Source organism: Rossellomorea aquimaris (assembly GCF_000935355.1).
Taxonomy (GTDB): domain Bacteria; phylum Bacillota; class Bacilli; order Bacillales; family Bacillaceae_B; genus Rossellomorea; species Rossellomorea aquimaris_B.
In genome coordinates, this window is the sequence record NZ_JXZC01000003.1 from 186,320 (window position 1) to 204,804 (window position 18,485).

21 protein-coding genes are annotated in these 18,485 nt (G+C 38.5%); 13 read left to right on the forward strand and 8 right to left on the reverse strand.

Translation table 11 applies throughout. The features are described 5' to 3' along the window. Position 1 precedes the first annotated feature (1 nt). Genes TV75_RS10470 through TV75_RS10500 form a run of 7 tightly spaced genes read left to right on the forward strand, consistent with a single transcriptional unit; the run spans position 2 to position 6,880 of the window. Positions 2 to 1,192, forward strand: coding sequence for a thiolase family protein (locus TV75_RS10470; RefSeq protein WP_044338693.1), 1,191 nt, complete (start codon positions 2 to 4; stop codon positions 1,190 to 1,192). A gap of 28 nt (positions 1,193 to 1,220) precedes the next feature. Continuing rightward, on the forward strand, positions 1,221 to 2,231 hold the full coding sequence (locus TV75_RS10475; RefSeq protein WP_044338694.1) for an NAD(P)-dependent oxidoreductase: 1,011 nt from the start codon (positions 1,221 to 1,223) through the stop codon (positions 2,229 to 2,231). After that, a complete protein-coding gene (locus TV75_RS10480) occupies positions 2,228 to 2,641 on the forward strand; it encodes a PaaI family thioesterase (RefSeq protein WP_044338695.1) in 414 nt (137 codons plus the stop codon). The genes TV75_RS10475 and TV75_RS10480 overlap by 4 nt, the downstream gene beginning before the upstream one ends. After that, positions 2,638 to 3,603, forward strand: a complete 966-nt coding sequence (locus TV75_RS10485) for an NAD(P)H-dependent flavin oxidoreductase (protein ID WP_044338696.1) — start codon at positions 2,638 to 2,640, stop codon at positions 3,601 to 3,603. The genes TV75_RS10480 and TV75_RS10485 overlap by 4 nt, the downstream gene beginning before the upstream one ends. Before the next feature lie 4 nt (positions 3,604 to 3,607). Further along, entirely contained in the window at positions 3,608 to 4,369 is a 762-nt protein-coding gene (locus TV75_RS10490; RefSeq protein ID WP_044338697.1) for an SDR family NAD(P)-dependent oxidoreductase, read from the forward strand. A 13-nt stretch (positions 4,370 to 4,382) separates the two neighbouring features. Next, positions 4,383 to 5,480 (forward strand): tartrate dehydrogenase, encoded by a 1,098-nt coding sequence (locus tag TV75_RS10495; RefSeq protein WP_044338967.1) that lies wholly within the window; start codon positions 4,383 to 4,385, stop codon positions 5,478 to 5,480. Between the two features lie 56 nt (positions 5,481 to 5,536). Continuing rightward, positions 5,537 to 6,880, forward strand: coding sequence for a hypothetical protein (locus tag TV75_RS10500; RefSeq protein ID WP_044338698.1), 1,344 nt, complete (start codon positions 5,537 to 5,539; stop codon positions 6,878 to 6,880). A 177-nt stretch (positions 6,881 to 7,057) separates the two neighbouring features. Here the strand turns inward: TV75_RS10500 and TV75_RS10505 are convergent, their stop codons facing one another. The 3 genes from TV75_RS10505 to TV75_RS10515 form a co-directional block, all read right to left on the reverse strand. Beyond that, positions 7,058 to 7,501, reverse strand: a complete 444-nt coding sequence (locus TV75_RS10505) for a hypothetical protein (protein ID WP_044338699.1) — start codon at positions 7,499 to 7,501, stop codon at positions 7,058 to 7,060. A gap of 164 nt (positions 7,502 to 7,665) precedes the next feature. Next, positions 7,666 to 8,082, reverse strand: a complete 417-nt coding sequence (locus TV75_RS10510) for a hypothetical protein (RefSeq protein WP_044338700.1) — start codon at positions 8,080 to 8,082, stop codon at positions 7,666 to 7,668. Between the two features lie 318 nt (positions 8,083 to 8,400). Continuing rightward, the gene (locus tag TV75_RS10515) at positions 8,401 to 8,631 is read right to left on the reverse strand and encodes a hypothetical protein (RefSeq protein WP_044338701.1); all 231 of its coding nucleotides are present in this window, start codon (positions 8,629 to 8,631) and stop codon (positions 8,401 to 8,403) included. Positions 8,632 to 8,850: 219 nt separating this feature from the next. Here TV75_RS10515 and TV75_RS10520 point away from each other — a divergent pair, with 219 nt between their 5' ends. After that, complete coding sequence (locus TV75_RS10520) at positions 8,851 to 9,573, forward strand: HNH endonuclease (RefSeq protein ID WP_044338702.1); 723 nt, start codon at positions 8,851 to 8,853, stop codon at positions 9,571 to 9,573. A 213-nt stretch (positions 9,574 to 9,786) separates the two neighbouring features. Here TV75_RS10520 and TV75_RS10525 read toward each other — a convergent pair whose 3' ends face one another. Continuing rightward, on the reverse strand, positions 9,787 to 10,086 hold the full coding sequence (locus TV75_RS10525) for a helix-turn-helix domain-containing protein (RefSeq protein WP_044338703.1): 300 nt from the start codon (positions 10,084 to 10,086) through the stop codon (positions 9,787 to 9,789). 254 nt (positions 10,087 to 10,340) lie between these two features. Here TV75_RS10525 and TV75_RS10530 point away from each other — a divergent pair, with 254 nt between their 5' ends. The 5 genes from TV75_RS10530 to dcm all read left to right on the forward strand — a co-directional run bounded on the left by TV75_RS10530 (position 10,341) and on the right by dcm (position 14,496). Next, positions 10,341 to 10,664 carry a nucleoside triphosphate pyrophosphohydrolase gene (locus tag TV75_RS10530; RefSeq protein ID WP_044338704.1) on the forward strand — a complete coding sequence of 108 codons (324 nt, stop codon included), beginning with the start codon at positions 10,341 to 10,343 and terminating at the stop codon, positions 10,662 to 10,664. A gap of 64 nt (positions 10,665 to 10,728) precedes the next feature. Further along, positions 10,729 to 11,595, forward strand: coding sequence for a phosphorothioated DNA-binding restriction endonuclease (locus tag TV75_RS10535; RefSeq protein ID WP_044338705.1), 867 nt, complete (start codon positions 10,729 to 10,731; stop codon positions 11,593 to 11,595). Positions 11,596 to 11,822: 227 nt separating this feature from the next. Beyond that, on the forward strand, positions 11,823 to 12,224 hold the full coding sequence (locus TV75_RS10540) for a hypothetical protein (protein WP_044338706.1): 402 nt from the start codon (positions 11,823 to 11,825) through the stop codon (positions 12,222 to 12,224). 125 nt (positions 12,225 to 12,349) lie between these two features. Then, a complete protein-coding gene (locus tag TV75_RS10545) occupies positions 12,350 to 13,123 on the forward strand; it encodes a GIY-YIG nuclease family protein (RefSeq protein WP_044338707.1) in 774 nt (257 codons plus the stop codon). Positions 13,124 to 13,314: 191 nt separating this feature from the next. After that, positions 13,315 to 14,496 (forward strand): DNA (cytosine-5-)-methyltransferase, encoded by a 1,182-nt coding sequence (gene dcm, locus TV75_RS10550; protein WP_044338708.1) that lies wholly within the window; start codon positions 13,315 to 13,317, stop codon positions 14,494 to 14,496. A gap of 330 nt (positions 14,497 to 14,826) precedes the next feature. Here dcm and TV75_RS10555 read toward each other — a convergent pair whose 3' ends face one another. The 4 genes from TV75_RS10555 to TV75_RS10570 form a co-directional block, all read right to left on the reverse strand. Beyond that, positions 14,827 to 15,021: a hypothetical protein gene (locus TV75_RS10555; RefSeq protein ID WP_044338709.1), complete on the reverse strand. Its 195-nt coding sequence runs from the start codon at positions 15,019 to 15,021 to the stop codon at positions 14,827 to 14,829. Positions 15,022 to 15,673: 652 nt separating this feature from the next. Next, complete coding sequence (locus TV75_RS10560; RefSeq protein WP_052504521.1) at positions 15,674 to 16,645, reverse strand: type II restriction endonuclease; 972 nt, start codon at positions 16,643 to 16,645, stop codon at positions 15,674 to 15,676. A 209-nt stretch (positions 16,646 to 16,854) separates the two neighbouring features. Then, positions 16,855 to 17,925 carry a hypothetical protein gene (locus TV75_RS10565; RefSeq protein WP_044338710.1) on the reverse strand — a complete coding sequence of 357 codons (1,071 nt, stop codon included), beginning with the start codon at positions 17,923 to 17,925 and terminating at the stop codon, positions 16,855 to 16,857. 86 nt (positions 17,926 to 18,011) lie between these two features. Further along, on the reverse strand, positions 18,012 to 18,305 hold the full coding sequence (locus TV75_RS10570; protein ID WP_044338711.1) for a hypothetical protein: 294 nt from the start codon (positions 18,303 to 18,305) through the stop codon (positions 18,012 to 18,014). Positions 18,306 to 18,485 lie beyond the last annotated feature (180 nt).

An 18,485-nucleotide genomic window follows, 5' to 3' on the forward strand; every position in this document is an offset into this window, starting at 1 on the left:
AATGAATCAACCATACATCGTTGAATCAGTCCGGACGGCGATTGGAAGAATGGGAGGAACGATAAAAGGTGTTCCTGTAGACCATCTTGCCGAGAAAGTCATTAGGGAAGTATTGAATCGAAGTCAGGCTGAAGTGGAAGTAGATGAAGTCATTCTAGGTCAGGCAAAGCAAAGTGCAGACACCTCAAACCTTGCCCGTCTTGCTGCATTACGGGCAGAGCTCCCGATTGAGGTTACCGGGTATACCGTCCATAGACAATGCGGATCGGGACTTCAAGCGATTAATAATGCGGATATGCAAATCCGGCTTGGTTATTCCGATGTTGTGGTAGCCGGGGGAGCTGAAAGCATGAGTACAGCCCCCTATTATATTCGAAATGCCCGTTATGGTTTCCAAGTCGGTAATTCGCAAGTGTTGGATCCAAATACGGAAAGTCAACCTTGCTCTCAGCCAATAGAAAAGTACGGCAACCTGACGATGGGTCTGACAGCGGAAAACCTTGCTGACAAGTATACTATCAGCAGATCCGAGCAGGATGAGTTTGCCCTCAGAAGCCAGGAACTTGCTCAGTCTGCCATCGAGTCCGGACGGTTTGAAAAGGAAATTGTTCCAGTGGAATATAAGGAAAAAAGAAACACTCTTCAATTCAGTACAGATGAACATCCCCGGATCACGACCATAGAAAAGCTCTCCAAGCTAAAGGCCGTCTTTAAAGATAACGGCACTGTGACTGCGGGTAATGCGAGTGGAAGGAATGATGGTGCGTCCGCTGTCCTCATGATGAATGAAGATAAAGTCAATGAGTATGGAATAAAGCCAAAAGCCAAAATCATTGCCCAGTCCGTGAGCGGAGTATCACCTGAAATCATGGGGATTGGGCCAGTGACGTCAACATCTAAAGCTTTAAAGCAATGCGGACTATCCATCAATGATATGGGTCTGATCGAGCTGAACGAAGCGTTTGCTGCCCAGGCGTTGTCAGTGATCCGTGAATCAGGGATGGATATCAACAAAGTGAATGTCAATGGAGGGGCCATTGCGCTGGGTCATCCAATCGGAGCGACTGGAGCAATCCTGATGACGAAACTTCTTCACGAAATGGAACGCAGGGGTGAAAAATACGGTCTAGTCACGCTTTGTATTGGCGGTGGTCAGGGAATCTCGACTATTATTGAGAATCTTCAAGTCTAAAAGGTTAATGCCAAAAGGGAGTGGTGTAATGAATAAGCCTCATGTCGTTCAGGTTCTGCCCATGTACCATCACGACGGGGAGGAGCTCTTGAACAAATACGCGGAAGTTAAGAAGTTTACTAATTTCCACGAAGCGGAAATATCTAATTACCTTCAACATCATCATGTCGATGGAATCATCCTCCGGGCACCTGCCAGGATTACACCTGCGATTTTGGACAGTTGCCAGCAAGTAAAGGCCATTTCCGGGGCGGGTGTGGGACTTGATAATATCGATGTACGATATGCAACGACCAAGAGGATTCCCGTCTTACATGCACCAAAGCTGAATAGTACGGCAACCGCTGAACATGCGGTGAGCCTGCTATTGGCGGTCATGAAAAAAACAGCTTTCTTTGACAGGGAAACGAGAGCAGGAAACTTTCAGTCGAGGGATGGAGAATATACTCATGAACTGGAAGGGAAACATTTAGGCATTGTTGGATTCGGCAGCATAGCTCAAAAAGTTGCTAAGATATTAGTACATGGTTTCGGGATGAAAGCGATGGCGTATGTAAGAAAAATAGACGAAGTGAACCAGAAGGCTGCTGATCAAATTGGAGTGGAATTAACTACCTCCTTGGAGAAAATATTCTCCGAAAGTGATGCAGTGAGTTTACATATCCCTCTTACGAAAGAAACAGATAAACTAGTTGATCATCGATTGCTGACGCTAATGAAAGAAACAGCCGTCCTCATTAACACAGCCCGTGGCGGTGTGGTGAATGAGGCGGATTTAATAGATGTTCTGAATCAGAATCAGATTCTTGGTGCAGGAATTGACGTATTTTCAAATGAACCGCCACCGGAGGATCATCCGTTCTTTCAATTGAAACAAGTGACGATGAGTCCACATATCGGGGGAATCAGCCTTGAAGCAGCCCGTCAGACCTCGATCCTGATTGCAGAGAATCTAATCCGTGTGATCAATGGGGAAAAGCTTTCAGTAATTGCCAATCAAGCCGAACTTTCAGAAGCCGGAAAGGGTGCATTCTCATGACATCAGAGCATTTGCAGAAAGTAAGATCAGATTTTGAAAATAGCCCATTCTGGAATTTTATCGGATTAGAGCTAAAAGAATTGAAAGAAGGTTATGTTCTCCTGTCTCTTCCTATCCAGAAAGAGTTTATTAATGTGAGAAATTCAGTTCATGGAGGCATATATGCGTCTGTACTTGATACAGCCATGGGCATGACGGGTCGAACATTAGGATTCGATGAAGTGGCGACACTCCACTTAGATATTCAATATCTAAAGTCAGTCATGGAAGGGACGGTTTATTCAGAAGCATCGATTATTCATCAAAACCGGAATACGGTCTTCATTGAAGGAAGGCTTAAAAATGAAGACGGTGAACTCCTGGGCCACTGTACTGGAACATTTAAGCTCTCAAAGGGTGAAAGAACATGATGAATACAGCTATAACAAAGATGTTTAACATTCGGTACCCCATCATCCAAGGCGGGCTTCAGGGACTTGGAACCTCTCCTCTCGTTTCGGCAGTATCAGAAGCGGGAGGGCTTGGTCTCATAACAGCAGGTAGCTATTTTTCCAAGGAAGAGATATTGGAAGATATCGACGCTGCAAGAAGACTCACCTCTAAGCCATTTGGAGTCAATATTGCCATTGGGATTCGTAAGCCGATGGATGAATTCGTTGAGGCCGCCATAGAAGCCCGAGTTCCAGTCGTCTTTACTTCAGGAAACAACCCTGAGAAATATATGGCCAGTCTGAAAGGAAACGGGATCAAGGTGGTTCATGTCGTCCCATCCGTCAGGTTTGCCAAAAAGGCGGAAGCAATCGGCTGTGATGCAGTGGTGGTGGTTGGATATGAGTGTGGTGGCCACCCAGGAAGAGAAGACGTCACCAGCCTAACGTTAATACAGAAGGCTGTGGAGGAACTGTCAATACCAGTCATTGCAGCAGGAGGATTCTCAACAGGGAAATCCGCTCTTGCTGCTTTTGCTTTAGGGGCAGAAGGCATCCAGATGGGTACAAGGTTTCTAGCTTCAAAGGAAGTGGTACTCCATGAATCAATTAAAAGGAGATTAATCGATTTACAGGAAACCGATACCATCCTTGTGAAAAAATCGATTGGAAAAGCCATGAGAGTGATGAAAACGGAACGGGCGATGGAGCTTGTCGAAAAGGAGAGAGCAGGAGCCACCCTTGAAGAGATCTTTCCTTATATTAGCGGTGAATCCTATCAGGAATTACTCGCTACAGGAAATGACCATTCAGGCATCATTTCATTGGGGCAGACAATCGGATTAATCAACGAAATTAGAAGTGCTAAGGAAATCATACAGAACATCGTGGCAGAATATGAGCAGCAGCTTGAAAGATTATACCAGAATCATAGAGGGGAGTGAGGACATGCCACACTTAGAGAATCAGGTAGCCATCGTGACTGGGGCAAGCAGGGGAATCGGAAGAGAGATTTCCAAACAGCTTGCCTTAGAGGGGGCCACTGTTTATTTAGTAGACATCCATGAACAGGCTTTATCAGAGACATATCATCAGTTCATGGAAGAGAGTCTATCGGTTAAGGCCATAACAGCAGACGTCACCAAGGAAGCGGAAGTGGAAAAGCTATTCGCCCAGGTGGAAGGGAATCATGGGAAGATAGATATCGTCATTAATAATGCCGGAATCATTCGTGACAATCTATTGTATAAGATGAGTTCCAATGACTGGGACGGTGTAATGAATGTTCATTTAAAAGGCACGTTCCTCTGCAGTAAATATGCCCAGAAATCAATGGTGAAAAATCAGTATGGACGAATCATTAATCTATCTTCCGTTTCAGCACTCGGGAGCAGAGGTCAGGCGAATTACGCTGCAGCGAAGGCTGGGATACAGGGTTTTACCAAGACGTTAGCCATTGAACTTGGGAAATATCATATCACGGTGAACGCGATCGCTCCCGGCTTTATCATGACAGACATGACCAAAGCAGTGGCAGAACGGCTGGAGATCCCTTTCGAGGAACTGATAGAAGCCAAAGTCAAACAAATCCCTGTCAACAGAGCTGGTACACCGCAAGACATCGCGCAGGCGGCAAGCTTTTTTGCGAGCCCGGATTCTTCCTTTATAAGCGGTCAGGTGTTATATGTTGCCGGGGGACCAAAAGCATAGGAGGTCGAGGATGATGAAAAGGATGAAGATTGCCCTTATCCCAGGGGATGGGATAGGACCTGAAGTCGTAGCGGAAGGTGTAAAGGTACTAAAAATGATTGAGGAAGTCGATCCACAGCTTTCTTTCAGCTTTACCGAGTTCCCTTGGGGATGTGAGTATTATGTGGAAACCGGAAAGATGATGGCAGACGACGGGATCGATCAATTGAAGGAATTCGATGCCATCTACTTGGGAGCGGTAGGCTATCCCGGAGTTCCCGACCACATCTCCCTTTGGGAATTACTCTTGGAAATACGCAAGAAGTTTGATCAGTATGTAAACCTCAGGCCGATTAAACTCTTGCACCCTGATTTAACTCCCCTTAAGAATAAAAGTGAAAATGAAATAGACTTCCTGGTGATCCGTGAGAACAGCGAAGGGGAATATGCCGGAGCGGGTGACTGGCTCTTTAAAGGAAAGCCGGAGGAAGTGGTCCTGCAGACGGGCGTTTTTTCCCGGAAAGGGACTGAACGGATTATCCGCTATGCTTATGAAGAAGCACGAAAACAGAAGAAGACGCTGACAAGCATCAGTAAAGCGAATGCCCTTAATTATTCCATGGTCTTCTGGGATGAAGTGTTTAACGAAGTAGGCAAGGAATATCCTGATGTCCAAACTTATTCTTACCTAGTAGACGCAGCAAGCCTTTACTTCGTTCTTCAGCCGGAAAGGTTCGAAATTGTGGTGACATCCAATCTTTTCGGGGATATCCTGACGGACTTAGGAGCTGCCATTACAGGTGGTCTTGGTTTGGCGGCAGGTGCCAATATCAACCCTGAACGAACGTATCCTTCCATGTTCGAACCCATCCACGGTTCTGCTCCTGATATTGCCGGAAAGGGTCTTGCCAATCCCTTAGCTGCCATATGGTCTGTCAGTCAGATGATGGATCATTTTGGTGATGAAGAATGGGGGAATGCGATATTGTCGACCATTCAGGAGATTCTTTCCCGGAAGGATGCTCTCACCCCTGATCTCGGCGGAAGGGCAACGACTGAACAACTCGGGAATGAATTCAGGGATCTACTAAAGCAACATGCGCCCCTTCCGGATAAAGTACAAAGGGGATAAGGGAATCATTCCTGTACAATATAGATTGTTAGAGACTTAAAGAGAGAAGGGACAACATGTTACGTTTTTCTCTCATCATGAGTATGTGTTTACTTTATATTGTTGAAGCTTTTATGCCGAACGTTTTTATTGGTTTGGTTTTTAACATAGTGGCCGTTGCCGTATTTTTGCTTTTCCTTCCTTTATTACAATGGAAAGGTAGGATATTTACACTGAGCCTGTTTGCTGCAGGGGGAATCATTCACTATACAGTTGGAGATACAGGCTTTGATCTAGTCCAGGGAATCACTCAGAATATGCCCCTGTTATCGATTCTCATTTTGGCTCCTCTTCTGTCCGTGCCACTGAGAAGAGAAGGAATCATTGATTCTGTTATCCTTTATTTGAATGAGTTGAAAAACAACCCGCGAAAAACGTTTTATGGCATAAGCACGTTTATGTTGACCCTGGCACCCATCTTAAATATGGGTGCCTTAAGGATTGTTCATGGTTTTGTGGAAAGTATACATCTACCGTCCAAGTTACTATCAAGATCCTATTATGTAGGATTTACCCCGGCAGTCATATGGTCACCCTTTTTTGCTTCTGTAGGGATTGTACTATTTTATTTAGATATTACCTATCTCTCATATGTCGCCGTAGGAGTGATGTTTGCGGCTATTCAAATGACGGTAGGCTTTGTTCTTTTTCGGCCTAAGATCGTAGATGAAACTGCTGCCGCCAAGGAAAGAAACGAAATGATTTCACATGGTAAAGGGCCAAAGAAGGATATGTATCTCCTCTTTGGCTTTGTACTTGGACTGGTTGTGCTGTTGATTTTCATGGAGCAGGTATTCCAGAAGTCCATGCTTCTCCTGGTCAGCATCATTTGTTTTCTGGTTCCTGTAGCCTGGATGATCTTGCGGAAAAGGAAATCAATCGTTAAAGAAGAAATCATTCTCTATAAGAACAAGCTCCACTCGCAGAAAATGGAGACTTGCCTCTTCTTAAGTGCAGGGCTATTCGGGAATGCTGTATCCCATACACGTGTCAAGGAGTTATTGGAGAAGTCCATACAGTGGTCGGCCACACATTCTGTTGGCGTTTTGTTCCTCTTTATCATCCTATTGGTGACCTTTATGGCGTTTCTCGGAGTGCATCAGATTATCGTAACACCGTTGATATTAACCTCGCTTGACTTTACAGCGATGCCTAATGTAGCGGTCGCCAGTGTAGCGTTTATGTGCATTTTCACTTGGATGCTATCATCCGCGATTTCTCCGTTGAATGCTATGAATATAATCATCAGTCAGTGTGTTCAGAGGAATGGTGTAACCGTTGCATTTAAGTGGAATGGGGTGTATTTTCTTTCGATAACGGGGTTGGCGTTTGTGTATGTTTTTGTTTTGAATTGGTTGTGAGGGAGGTCCGTTCCCAGGGTGGGGGACGGACCTTTACATTTGTTAAAAATCAGTTGAAGTGCAAGTTTATTTCAAAATAACAGATTTTATATTACGGTTTTTGGGAAGGATCCCATTTCTTTTTACAATTAGAGGAAGCATTAGAACCTTTATTAATTGAAATCCATTGTTGAATTCTCATCTTTTCTTCTTTAACAATGTAGGGGCCGTCTTTCGAATAACATCCAAAGGTCCATCATATATTTTCTTTTTCACACGAAAATCTCTATTCTTTGCCTCCATAATTCTGCGAAGTTTATCTTGTTTTCGCTCTGCTTTAGTTAACTTCATTTTTTTCAGTAGAGGGCTATCTGGTGTGATTTTAGGTGGGTTATACTCTTGATACTTCACTTTTGCTGGGTCCGTGTTTAGGATCTCCGCTGCTTCCGCAAGCACCAATTCATAATCGTATTCAGGTCTGACTTTTGCAGATAGAATTTCTTTATACAACACCACTCTGGATTTAATACCCTTAGTCTCATTATCGAAGTGCACAATGCAAGCTCCTTTAGCATACCAATGAGAGTAAGTTCCGTTTCCATATACTTCATGCTTTATTTTATCGCCTTTTACAAAATTCATTATTCATCGCTCCCAGACAAATTATTTAATTGTTACTACAGAATAGTTAAATTTACATACATTTTTATACTTGAAAACCAAATATGATAGACAATAAGAGGTAGGTGGTACCGAAGGCTCCGATTAGGTAAAAGAGAAATGTCAGCAGCTTCTTCAATTCTTCTTTAATCATTGAACCAGCCAATCTTAATACCGAAGTATTGGCGTTTTCTTACGGGTTGAATGCCATGACCGAATGCTTTTTGAACCTGCTTTTTCTGATAGGTAGTTAAATTTGTCTTCTTGAACGTCAAATCTTTTCTAGAGTCATCTAAAATCCGGTCAAGGAGTGCTTTCTTCCTTCGTTCAAATTCCGATTGATTAATAGAGTTACCCATTTTGACAACACCTTCCTTAATGTAATGGACTAAGACCAGTCCGTTTTCTTTAATCTCGTAAAACACTTCATCAGATATGAAGTCTACGGTGGAACTACGGGTTATACCGACTACCCTCTTCAGCTGAGCTGAGCGCTTATTGAAATCCCCATTCTGTACGAAATAACGGTGCACACTTTCAAGGACGCTTTTGACGGCCTCCATCCTCCAGATTAAAACCGATTCCTGGTACTTTCTAGTCCGTTACCACCATTGTCATCTCCCATTAAGTCAGGAAGCAAATCTGCCACTTTTTCTGCTGATAAATGAATCGATGTATTTGGAAAAATGGTGAAGGGCTTATCGTCACCGGATGGCTTTGCACAAACACCTATTGTTGTATAATCGTCGATCGCTATTATAAACTGAGGTGAATTGATGCCATCTCCGTTATTTGATGCTCCGATGAAGTACCCTTATTCATTCATCATTCCGAAGAGGGTATTGATATGTTTCTCCATTATTAAATTTTTTTCTAGCATTTTAGTAATCTCCTTTTCTATTAATTTTATCGACAAACGGCTTCATCAATTGTGGAGCAGCTTTGCTGAGTTTCTTCCAATAGATATCCTTTGAATGACGAGGTACATATTTCAGCACCCAATCCACATCACCATATTTGACCGTTACAGCAACATCATTCTTAACGTAAAGCATCTTGTAGCAAACCCTTTTGAAATTACGGATGAAAAACTTTAAAGTAGCTTTGATCATTGTTACCTCTCCTCGTAAATAAATTATTTATTAGTTATTACCTTGATATTATTATTATCACTACTTAGTATTGAATTCTTTCCACATTTCTAAAAAAAAACTTATTAATATGTTAAAAGTCATATAAAGAGAATGGTATATTGATGATTACCTTCGAAGCGATAAGGGGATCGTTTTGTAGCGCTACTACAGGTAACTGCTAATCGGCGCCAATAAAAAATGCCCGCCGTATCTGGCTGGTGCCGGCTTGACTGGATACGTTCCTTCAACTATGAAAATGGTGATATCTTATTTTTGTATGTTTCAGGTAGTGTCAAAAAGGTCAGGTATAAGGTGGAAGTGATAGAAGGATTGGTTCAGATTGATACGGTCTATGATCGGTCGCTTTGGGTAGACCAAGAAAAGTATGTTCAATCCATTGGTGGGGATAAGACACGTGTCCGATTGTTAGATGTTGTTGATACGGATGGTTTATCACTCTATCAATTAAGGGATCATGGTTTGAAAGGGAATATCCAGGGGAAACTTACCGGTGAGCTCCGTGACTACATCATGTCTTTCTTTCAGAAGGATTTGTCAGCTGAGGTTTATCCTGAGGAAGTACCAGAAAGGTGGGAAGGGGAGCGTAGAATGATTACTGTTAATTCATATGAGCGCAATCCACTTGCACGCAAGCAATGTATTGATCTTTATGGTGCAGAATGCCAGGTATGTAAGATGAACTTTGAAGATACATATGGGGAAGTGGGGGAAGAGTTCATTCACGTACACCATATTAAACCCCTACATGAAATTCAGAAGGCCTATCACGTGAACCCGAAAGAAGATCTTATTCCTGTATGTCCGAATTGTCATGCGATGCTTCATTGGAAAGAGAATGGAGTGTATTTAACGGTAGAGGAATTGAAAGAGCGTCTTAAAATGAAATTAAGCACTCTATAAAAAAATATGAAAGCCGCAGCTTACTCCCGACGTAAGCTGCGGCTTTCTCTCTTAGCTAACTTTATAACTTCCTTCACATCCGAGCCTCTATAAACAGAAGTCCTCCTATTATGATCTGTAAAATATATCTCCCCATAATCATGCTCACGGGAAAAACCAACGATCATAAAATTATATGTATGCTTCCCTTTTAAAAGGGTCAATTCTTGTTTATTAATGGTAATCCCCCCAATTAACTACCAAGTCATTCTTTTGGCTTTTTGTCTTTTTGTCTTTTCTTATATTATCTATTTCCTGAAAAATCCGGTCAATACTAATTCCTGTATTATTATGTATTCTGCTTAGTGTTAATGAGGTTGGAATTCTTTCTCCTCTCTCAATCCTTCCGTAGCCATCTTCAGACATTTTAGTGATCCAGGCAAACTCAGCCTGGGTCATATCCATTTCAACTCTTCTTCTCTTCAGTAGCTTTCCCAGTAATTCCGCAAAAGGTTTATTTTCTTCTTTTACCAAAGGATTCCCCCCTTATTAGAACCATTATCAAATTGGGGAAAATCCTGTACCACGAACACTAAGTGGGATTATTACAAATCATGTAAAAAAATTAATTTATTTTTGTCACTGGTTATTTCAAAGGAATTATTACATTCAGGTGACTAATAGGGATTGAGAATTGGTAAGAAAGCAACTGATATATCCATCTTTGCTCTATGGACTCCATATAAATGTTAAAATATAGATAATATAATCTATAGGAGGTCACCAGCATGCCGACCTACAACAAGTTAGTCCGGGATAAAATTCCACAAATGATTAAAAGTAATGGTAAGGAGTTTTCAACAGAGATCCTCAACGATAAAGACTACATAAAGTACTTAAAAGAAAAAGCTTATGAAGAACTTGATGAATACTGTGCGGCTGAAACGGATGAAGAAGCTGTGGAAGAGCTTGCTGATCTCTTGGAGGTTGTCAGGGCTTTGTCAAAGCAACAAGGATCTACTATTGAAGAAATTGAAGCAGTACGGAAAGATAAGGCTGAAAAGCGTGGGGGATTTAAGGATAAGATATTCCTGATTGAGGTAAAGGATTGATTCAATGTAGGTTCCAACTTACCTATTATATAGGAAGAAATAAATCTATGAGTGGTGGAAAACGATGAACTGCTTTGAGTTAAAGGAAAGAATTAATAACCTGTCCACATGGAAAAAAGGGGATCAGAGAGCTCCCCATAAACCATTGTTAATCTTGTTTGCTTTGGGGCAGCTTCAAGCTGATAAACCCAGATTCATAAGTTATGAGATTACAAGAGAGAAGTTAACAGAGCTACTGAGGGAATTCGGACCGCTTAGGAAATCCTACCACCCTGAAGAACCTTTTGTACGGTTGAGGAGAGATGGGATATGGCTTCTTGATAAAGAAGCAAATCCTAAGAGTCCGAGTAATCGGCAACTACTGGCGGATGAAGTTGCCGGAGGTTTCACCCCGGATGTATATCATCTTCTAAAAGAGGACCCCAGGCTCGTCCAGGAGATTGCCCATATCATATTAGATAGTCATTTTCCAGAATCGACCCACCAAGATATTTTGGATGCTGTCGGACTGGATTTCACCGTTTATACGAAAAAGAAGAGGGATCCTAAATTCAGGGAGAAAATTTTAAGGGCTTACGGATACAGTTGTGCTGTTTGCGGTTTTAATGTAAGACTTGCCCATACACTCGTAGGGGTCGAAGCAGCCCATATTAAATGGCACCAGGCTGGTGGTCCGGATACTGAAGAAAATGGAATAGCTTTGTGTTCTTTGCACCATAAGCTATTTGATAGGGGAGTGTTTACTTTTACCACTGAGAGAAGGATGGTAGTTTCTCAGGATGCACATGGGAGTAATGGGTTTGAAGAGTGGTTGATGAGGTTTAATGGTGAGGCGGTACGTGAGCCAATTCAGTCAAATTATCAGCCTGATCGTTCGTTTATAGATTGGCATATCAGGGAAGTGTTTAAAGGCCCACAATATGGTTGTTAATTTCTGCAATACTGAAAATATGAACTAAATAATAGGAATATACTGTGGACGAAAGGCTAACGAATATGATCGTATATGAAGCTACTAAACAAGAGATGCAAATAGGGACTTGCAGATGTGTATTATTATGATTAACATTACTTTAATAATTTCAAATATGATACTTACATTAATGTCTAATAGTACTTTTCCATTAGTGGTTAAGTAAAAAAGAAGAGGCGTATTCAATGAAAAAAGAGTTAGAAATAGTAATTAAAGAAATCAAACAAGAGATGGATATTCGGCTTAAAAGACCAGATGACTCTAATCCAGATTCTTATATGGGATGGTGTAAGGAAGCTTCGGAAATAGCATTGGAAATTTTACATAAGGAAAAATATAAAGAGTACCAGTTAGGGAAATGTTTCATTGATGATGTTGATCATTGGGTTGTATTTAATAAAATCAAATATGATAGCAGCACCCCTTACTATTCTGGGGTTATTGATATGACTGCCATTCAATTTCATAATGACCCTAACGTCAAGGATTATCAAACAGAATTTAAGAAGTACACCTTTGGTAAGATACCTGATGAACACAGCAAAAAACATTATATGGTAAAAAGTGAAGATGTTCCTCTAAATTAAGGAATATGAAATGGTTATGGTCACTGGAAAGAATGCCTTACTATATATGTGGGCATTTTTTTCATTTTTATATACTATAGTAGCTTTTCTTTATTGAAAGAAGTTGTTAAAGGAGGTATTGTAGATTGGATCCAATAATAAAATTTAAAACTTATGGAGTTTATGAGTATTTTGTCTGGGAACAATTAGAAATCAGCAAAATAGGCGGGTATGGCGTTTATATATTTTTTGATATAGAGGGAGATCCAATATATGTTGGAAGGGCAACAAATATTGGAGGTAGAGTTTGCAATCATATACAAGCAAAGACAAAAGAATTAGCACGAAACAAAAAAGGAATGATAGTTAAGGAACATTATAAATTCCTACATTCTGTTAAACTTATAAAGCTTTCAACTACAGATTTTATCTGGTTTGAAGCTTTTACCATAGCAAAGTTGAAGCCGGTTTTTAATAAGGATTTGCGGTCAGATATACCTGATGATAAAACAAAGCAAAATCAGGACTACCATAAAGCTGTAGATCATTATTATCGGGAAAATGAGATGAGGAAAAGAGATAACTGGTATTCTGAATGGCCCTACTATCAAAGAAAGCTAATGGAATTCTATAAGAGTAAGCGTCTGGTACGTTATGGGATTGGTATAGAAGATATTGTATTAATGGAAGTTTTTAAAACAGAAATTGTGAATCAAAATATTGAATATGGAAAAGCAGATTTAAAAGAATTCAATAGACCGAAGAAACCAGAAGATAATAGAAACCATAAAGAAGAAATCATCAATTATATTATCTCAAGCTCAAGTGGTTGGACAAAAGATATGGTATTAAAAAAAGCAAAAACTATTGGAATGAAAGACAGAGTGAAATTGAAAACTTTGATACAACTAAAATTATAAGTTTGTATTAATCAGTTAATCCTGAATAGACAATTAATAGTAACATTGGATTACTCCAGAATAAAGATTTGTAGAATTACTGTATTTATAAAAAAATATATATAATTTTTTATAAAAGTATGGACAAGCAAATGTACGTTCGGTATAATTTGTGTCATATGAAGGACAAACTGACCTAAAGGAGACACAAAATGAAAATACAAGAAATTAAGGAAAAGAGAGAACGGCTTGGCCTTACTCAAAAAGAATTTTCTGATGCTTTAGGGCTAGGTAAAAATGGAGATAGAACATTGAGAAGATGGGAGAACGGTGAATCTGTTCCCTCTCCACTTGAATATAAAACTATTATGGATTTTCCTGAACAACCACCTTTTACTGAACCAGAAGATCCCCGTTTTACAATGATTGACCTTTTTGCGGGTATAGGTGGCATTAGATTAGCATTTCAAAAGCATGGAGGACTCTCTGTCTTTGCTTCAGAGTGGGACAAGTTTGCTGTTAAGACATATAAGATGAACTTTGGAGAGGAACCTGTAGGAGATATTACACAGGTACCAATAGGTCAGATACCGGAGCACAATATTCTTCTTGGGGGATTTCCTTGTCAGCCCTTTTCCCAAGCAGGTCTAAGAAAAGGGTTTGAGGATACACGGGGGACGCTCTTCTTTGATATAGCTCGTATTTTAAAAGAACGAAAACCTCAGGCGTTCTTGTTGGAAAATGTAAAACAATTAAGAGGACATAACAAAGGTAAAACACTAGAAACTATACTTCGTGTTTTAAGAGAAGATTTGAACTATACTGTTGATTTTGAAGTATTAAGAGCTGCTGATTTTGGAGTTCCTCAAAATAGAGAGCGAGTATATATAGTCGGTTTTTATAATCCTTTAGGTGGTAAGTCTATACCATTTTCATTTCCTGACCCTACCCATAAACCTACTAGAGTAGGTGATATACTTGAAAATAAAGTAGATGAAAAATATACTATTTCAGATAGATTATACCAAGGACATCTTAGAAGAAAAGAAGAACATAAGAAGAAGGGGAATGGTTTTGGTTTTTCCTTATTTAATGCTGAAAGTAAGTATACTAATACTATTAGCGCTCGATATTATAAAGATGGAAGTGAAATATTGATTGATCAAGGACCGGAAAAAAACCCGAGAAAATTAACACCTAGAGAGTGTGCTCGTTTACAAGGTTTCCCTAAGGACTTTGTAATACCGGTTTCTGATACTCAAGCATATCGTCAATTTGGAAATTCTGTTTCAGTACCTGTTGTTGAAGCAATAGCTAAGAATATGATAGAAGCAATCGAGAATAGTGTGGGATTCCAATATGCTAATGCATTGGAAAAAGAAAAAACAAAATAATAAAGGTTAAAGGGGAATCAGGGAGAATGATTCCTCCCTTTACCTTTTCGATTTTTCAAAAAAGAAACTAAACAATTTCATTTATGGTACTTCCCATGTCGCTTTTTATTTCATGCTCCCAAATTTTTATGATATTCCAATTGATTTTTTCATAATATTGAGTAACCTCTTGGTCTCTTTTTTATTTCGGTTAAGTTTTTCTATCACAAAATTCTTGATTGCTCTTAGGAATGGTCTTCAGTGACAAATTCAATCAGTTCTATATCGTCATCAGTGAGATTATATTTATTTTGGACGAGCTACTATCTAATTTAGGGTTATAAACACTTCTCATTTCCGTATACCATAATGCCTAGAGAATATCTTTTGCAACAGATGAATGTCAGAAATAATGTTGGTAGCTCTGGGTACAAGATTTCTATTCCTCATTGGTGTGCTTCGGGGCGGTTCATCATTAAAAATCTCATCTGCATACTCCTCAATCTTTTCCCTATAGTATTCGATTTCTCCTTTCTTATCGCTCATTTCTCTCTCTCCTTTAATTTCTGCTGTAAGGTCTCTTACCTTCTATCTATTCAATCCAGTATATTTTTATGTTTTTCACCTCGAATATTAAATTCAAGAAAGAATTGGGTTTTCTCTTCAGTAGAAGTATCCAATCTGTATGTAGTAGCGTCGACATCAGGCCAGAAAAAAAGGTAGGATTCACTAGAGCTTAGTTGAAGTGAAATGAGTGGAAAGGGCAAATTAAAGTCTAATATCAATATTTTAATTGAACTTAAAAAGGCTTCATTCCTTAGTTTAGGAGTGTAAAGAGAAGAATGAAAATCATTTGGCTTAGAAGCCAAGCTTTCTAAACTTGAAACTGAAGATTTGTCACGTAGGGTTATCACTTTGTGATAGCCTACCACGCAAGAAGAAATCTCACTTGAACTAGAGCAAGTTCTCCAAATGTTTGATGACTGGAAGATACGTTAAATAAGAGAGCCCTTAAAGTTGAATGAGGGCTCTGTAATTGTTTTTGATATCTTTTTGATTTGGAAGAGAAGTATTTTACGAGTTAGAACTATTCACTTAAACTGTAAATCCGGCTAGAGGTTTATTGAATAGACATCCCAGGATAGGAAAAACTATTCTATATCGATCAAGAGAATTATGTTTTTAGGGACACTGTTACTCAAAACTTGTCTAGTTTATCTTTAAATAGTGAAATGTAGCTCTCATATATTTTCTTTTCACTTGAAAGAGGAGTTGCGTTCTTTCTAAAATTATAGATTTTGATCTTTTCCTCATAATATGATTTTCCCAAGTGTGTTGGATTTTTGCGAGCCCAATAGCGCCTTATATCATCTAGTTCATAAAGAAATTCAGTCATTCCGTAAACTTTTGAATTAGTTTTATGTTTAGCCTCTTTTTCTTTATCAGGTACCACTAAGTGCACATTATTACCGTAGATTGTATCAATTTTAGGACCTGAAATATCTTCATCTAATGTTAGTAAATACATTGATTGAGCACCTGTACGATTTAACTCTTCAGGCACTTCCTGCCAGCGCTCCCTTAAGGTTGTTTTCATTGAAATTAAAGCACACTTATGCTTCTCTTGATTATATTCAACTACTCCAGGAACAGCAATATCAACTAGCTTTCCTAGTCCGACAGACTCAAACCTTTCGTTACCTAGCATTCCTTGATCATCAAATTGAAAATTCGCATGGGCTAGTAGCTTGTAAATTATATATTCAAATTCATTTCCAGCTCGAGAACGTCTTGATTGAGTATTGCTTAAATGTAAAGCATATAAATATTCGTCAAACTGCTTTATAAAGTCGCTAACAAACTTTGTTACTTTTTCTTCTGTTGTATATTTAGAATCAGTGACTATTGAAGAAAGCCTATCTGTATTACTATGGGCAACTAACTTCTCAGATGTATTCGCAGTGAATTTTTTTTCTAAATCTAAAAATTCTTTCCACACAGTTGCCCTCATTGTATAAATATATTCTGATGCATTCTCAAAAAAGTACTCTTGAGAAAATTCACCAAAATTATTATCCAAGAAAGCTTTATTTGTCATTTCTAAAGAAGTTGGCATAAATCTCCTGCGCTCACTTCGTACGAAATCATTTCTAAACCTATCAATATCCATTCTAATTCTCCTATTCTTCTATTTTATCCCAGTATAACCAAGGATACCCCTTAATTCTAGGGTTAGAATGGTTATTCATAATTAGAGCGTAATGTTAACATATAAAAAGGGGAGCGCTCCCTTCAAAAATATTGTTAAAAAAATCCATGAAGCAATATACAGATTTGCATTTTTACTTCAAGGATTTTTAATTTATTTATATTAACTTTTTAAGATTTAGAACATGCTTTGTAAGTAGAGCATCCCAAGAAATAGCTATATTTCCCATTAATAACTACTTGTTCATGCCCGCATTGGGGACACTTTTTAAGGGGGATCCATAAGGAGTTCAAACAATTGGCAACAGGGAAGTTTGTTAACATGAATTTATTTGCTGAAATGGATTTAAAATTTACAGTATGATCTCCAGCAATACTAGTTTCCTCCGGTGCTATAGAATCTGAACCAATTAGTTCTTCTTTATTTAAAATCACTTTCTCCCAGTAAAAGCTTGACTTTAGACTTTGTGAGGTTATTACTTCGAATATTCCAATGTTCTTTTTGCAGCTTGGGTTTTTAGCGATATAATGGTGGATAAAAATATCTTTCTTGAGTAACCAGTGAAATAGATTTGCTGGCCCCGTATTAATACCATAAGCCCCTTTACTATCTGGGTATTTGAATTTAATTTCAAATGCAGCTAAACCGTCAGAAAAGGCCATAAAGCTATCTATGTTAATTATAGAGCCGGAAAAATGTACTGTTAAAAAATAATTTGCAAAATATCTTTGGAGGGCAATTTCTTTTATAATATTATATTTCCGAAAATATGTAATGGCTCTATCCTGTAAGAAGGAGTCTCTAGTTTCATCTTTAGCTTTATGAACACTATTCTTTTTAATCAACTGATTTTTTGATAGAAAAACATATTCGTGTATATAGTTATGGAAATTTAATGGTTGCTGTAGGACTAGTTCATTTAACTCTAAAAAATAAAGGTTGTTCTTAGAGAGTAAAACATGATAAACGACTACTTGTTTTGACATTAATGTCTTATAAATATCAATATCATTAGCAGATGGAAAGATACTTGTAACGTGAAAAAGAATATAGTCTGAATCACCCTTTGGGTCATTAACTTTAGTTGCCCACCACCCAGTACTTATCCAAGGATTCCACTTTTGAGTATTAATTACATCTTTCATGAAAAAATCTTCGACCACTAAACCTTCTAAAAGCTTATGTTTATCACGCTTCAAAAAGTTTATTAATTGATTTTCATTATTAAAATCAAGCATCATAGTAAATTCCCCCTCAGCATAAAAAAAGAACCTCATTCTAACTACAATATAAGATAAACTTTAACAAGAGTAGATATTGTCTTATTTTAAGGGATACGTATCAAGTATACGACTTGAAATTTTTCCATTCTGGATAATTCTTTGATAAGCTTTAAGTCAAATTCATCCTCAATAATATGATCTATAATAATAATATCGAATTTATTAGGGGCAGAATTTAGAAAATTATCTAAATTACTTCTATCGTTGAAGTTGTCAAAAAACACATTAATAATTTTATATTGATTTTTCAAGTCAGCAATATATTTATCAGCGCTTTCTAATAACTCCTCTATACTCTCTTTTTTATTTTGTCTTAAATAAATAACTGCATGTTTCAATTATTTCCAACACCACACTATATTTAGAATACAAGGCCATTAGCTTTGTTAAATTATAGCCAATTTAACCATTTTATTAAAGGATATTTAAATCTTAGCTCAAATCTACTAGGCAATAAAACCAAACCTACTGAAAGTAATAAAAAAAAGGGTTATAATGGAAATGAGTAAAATTATACG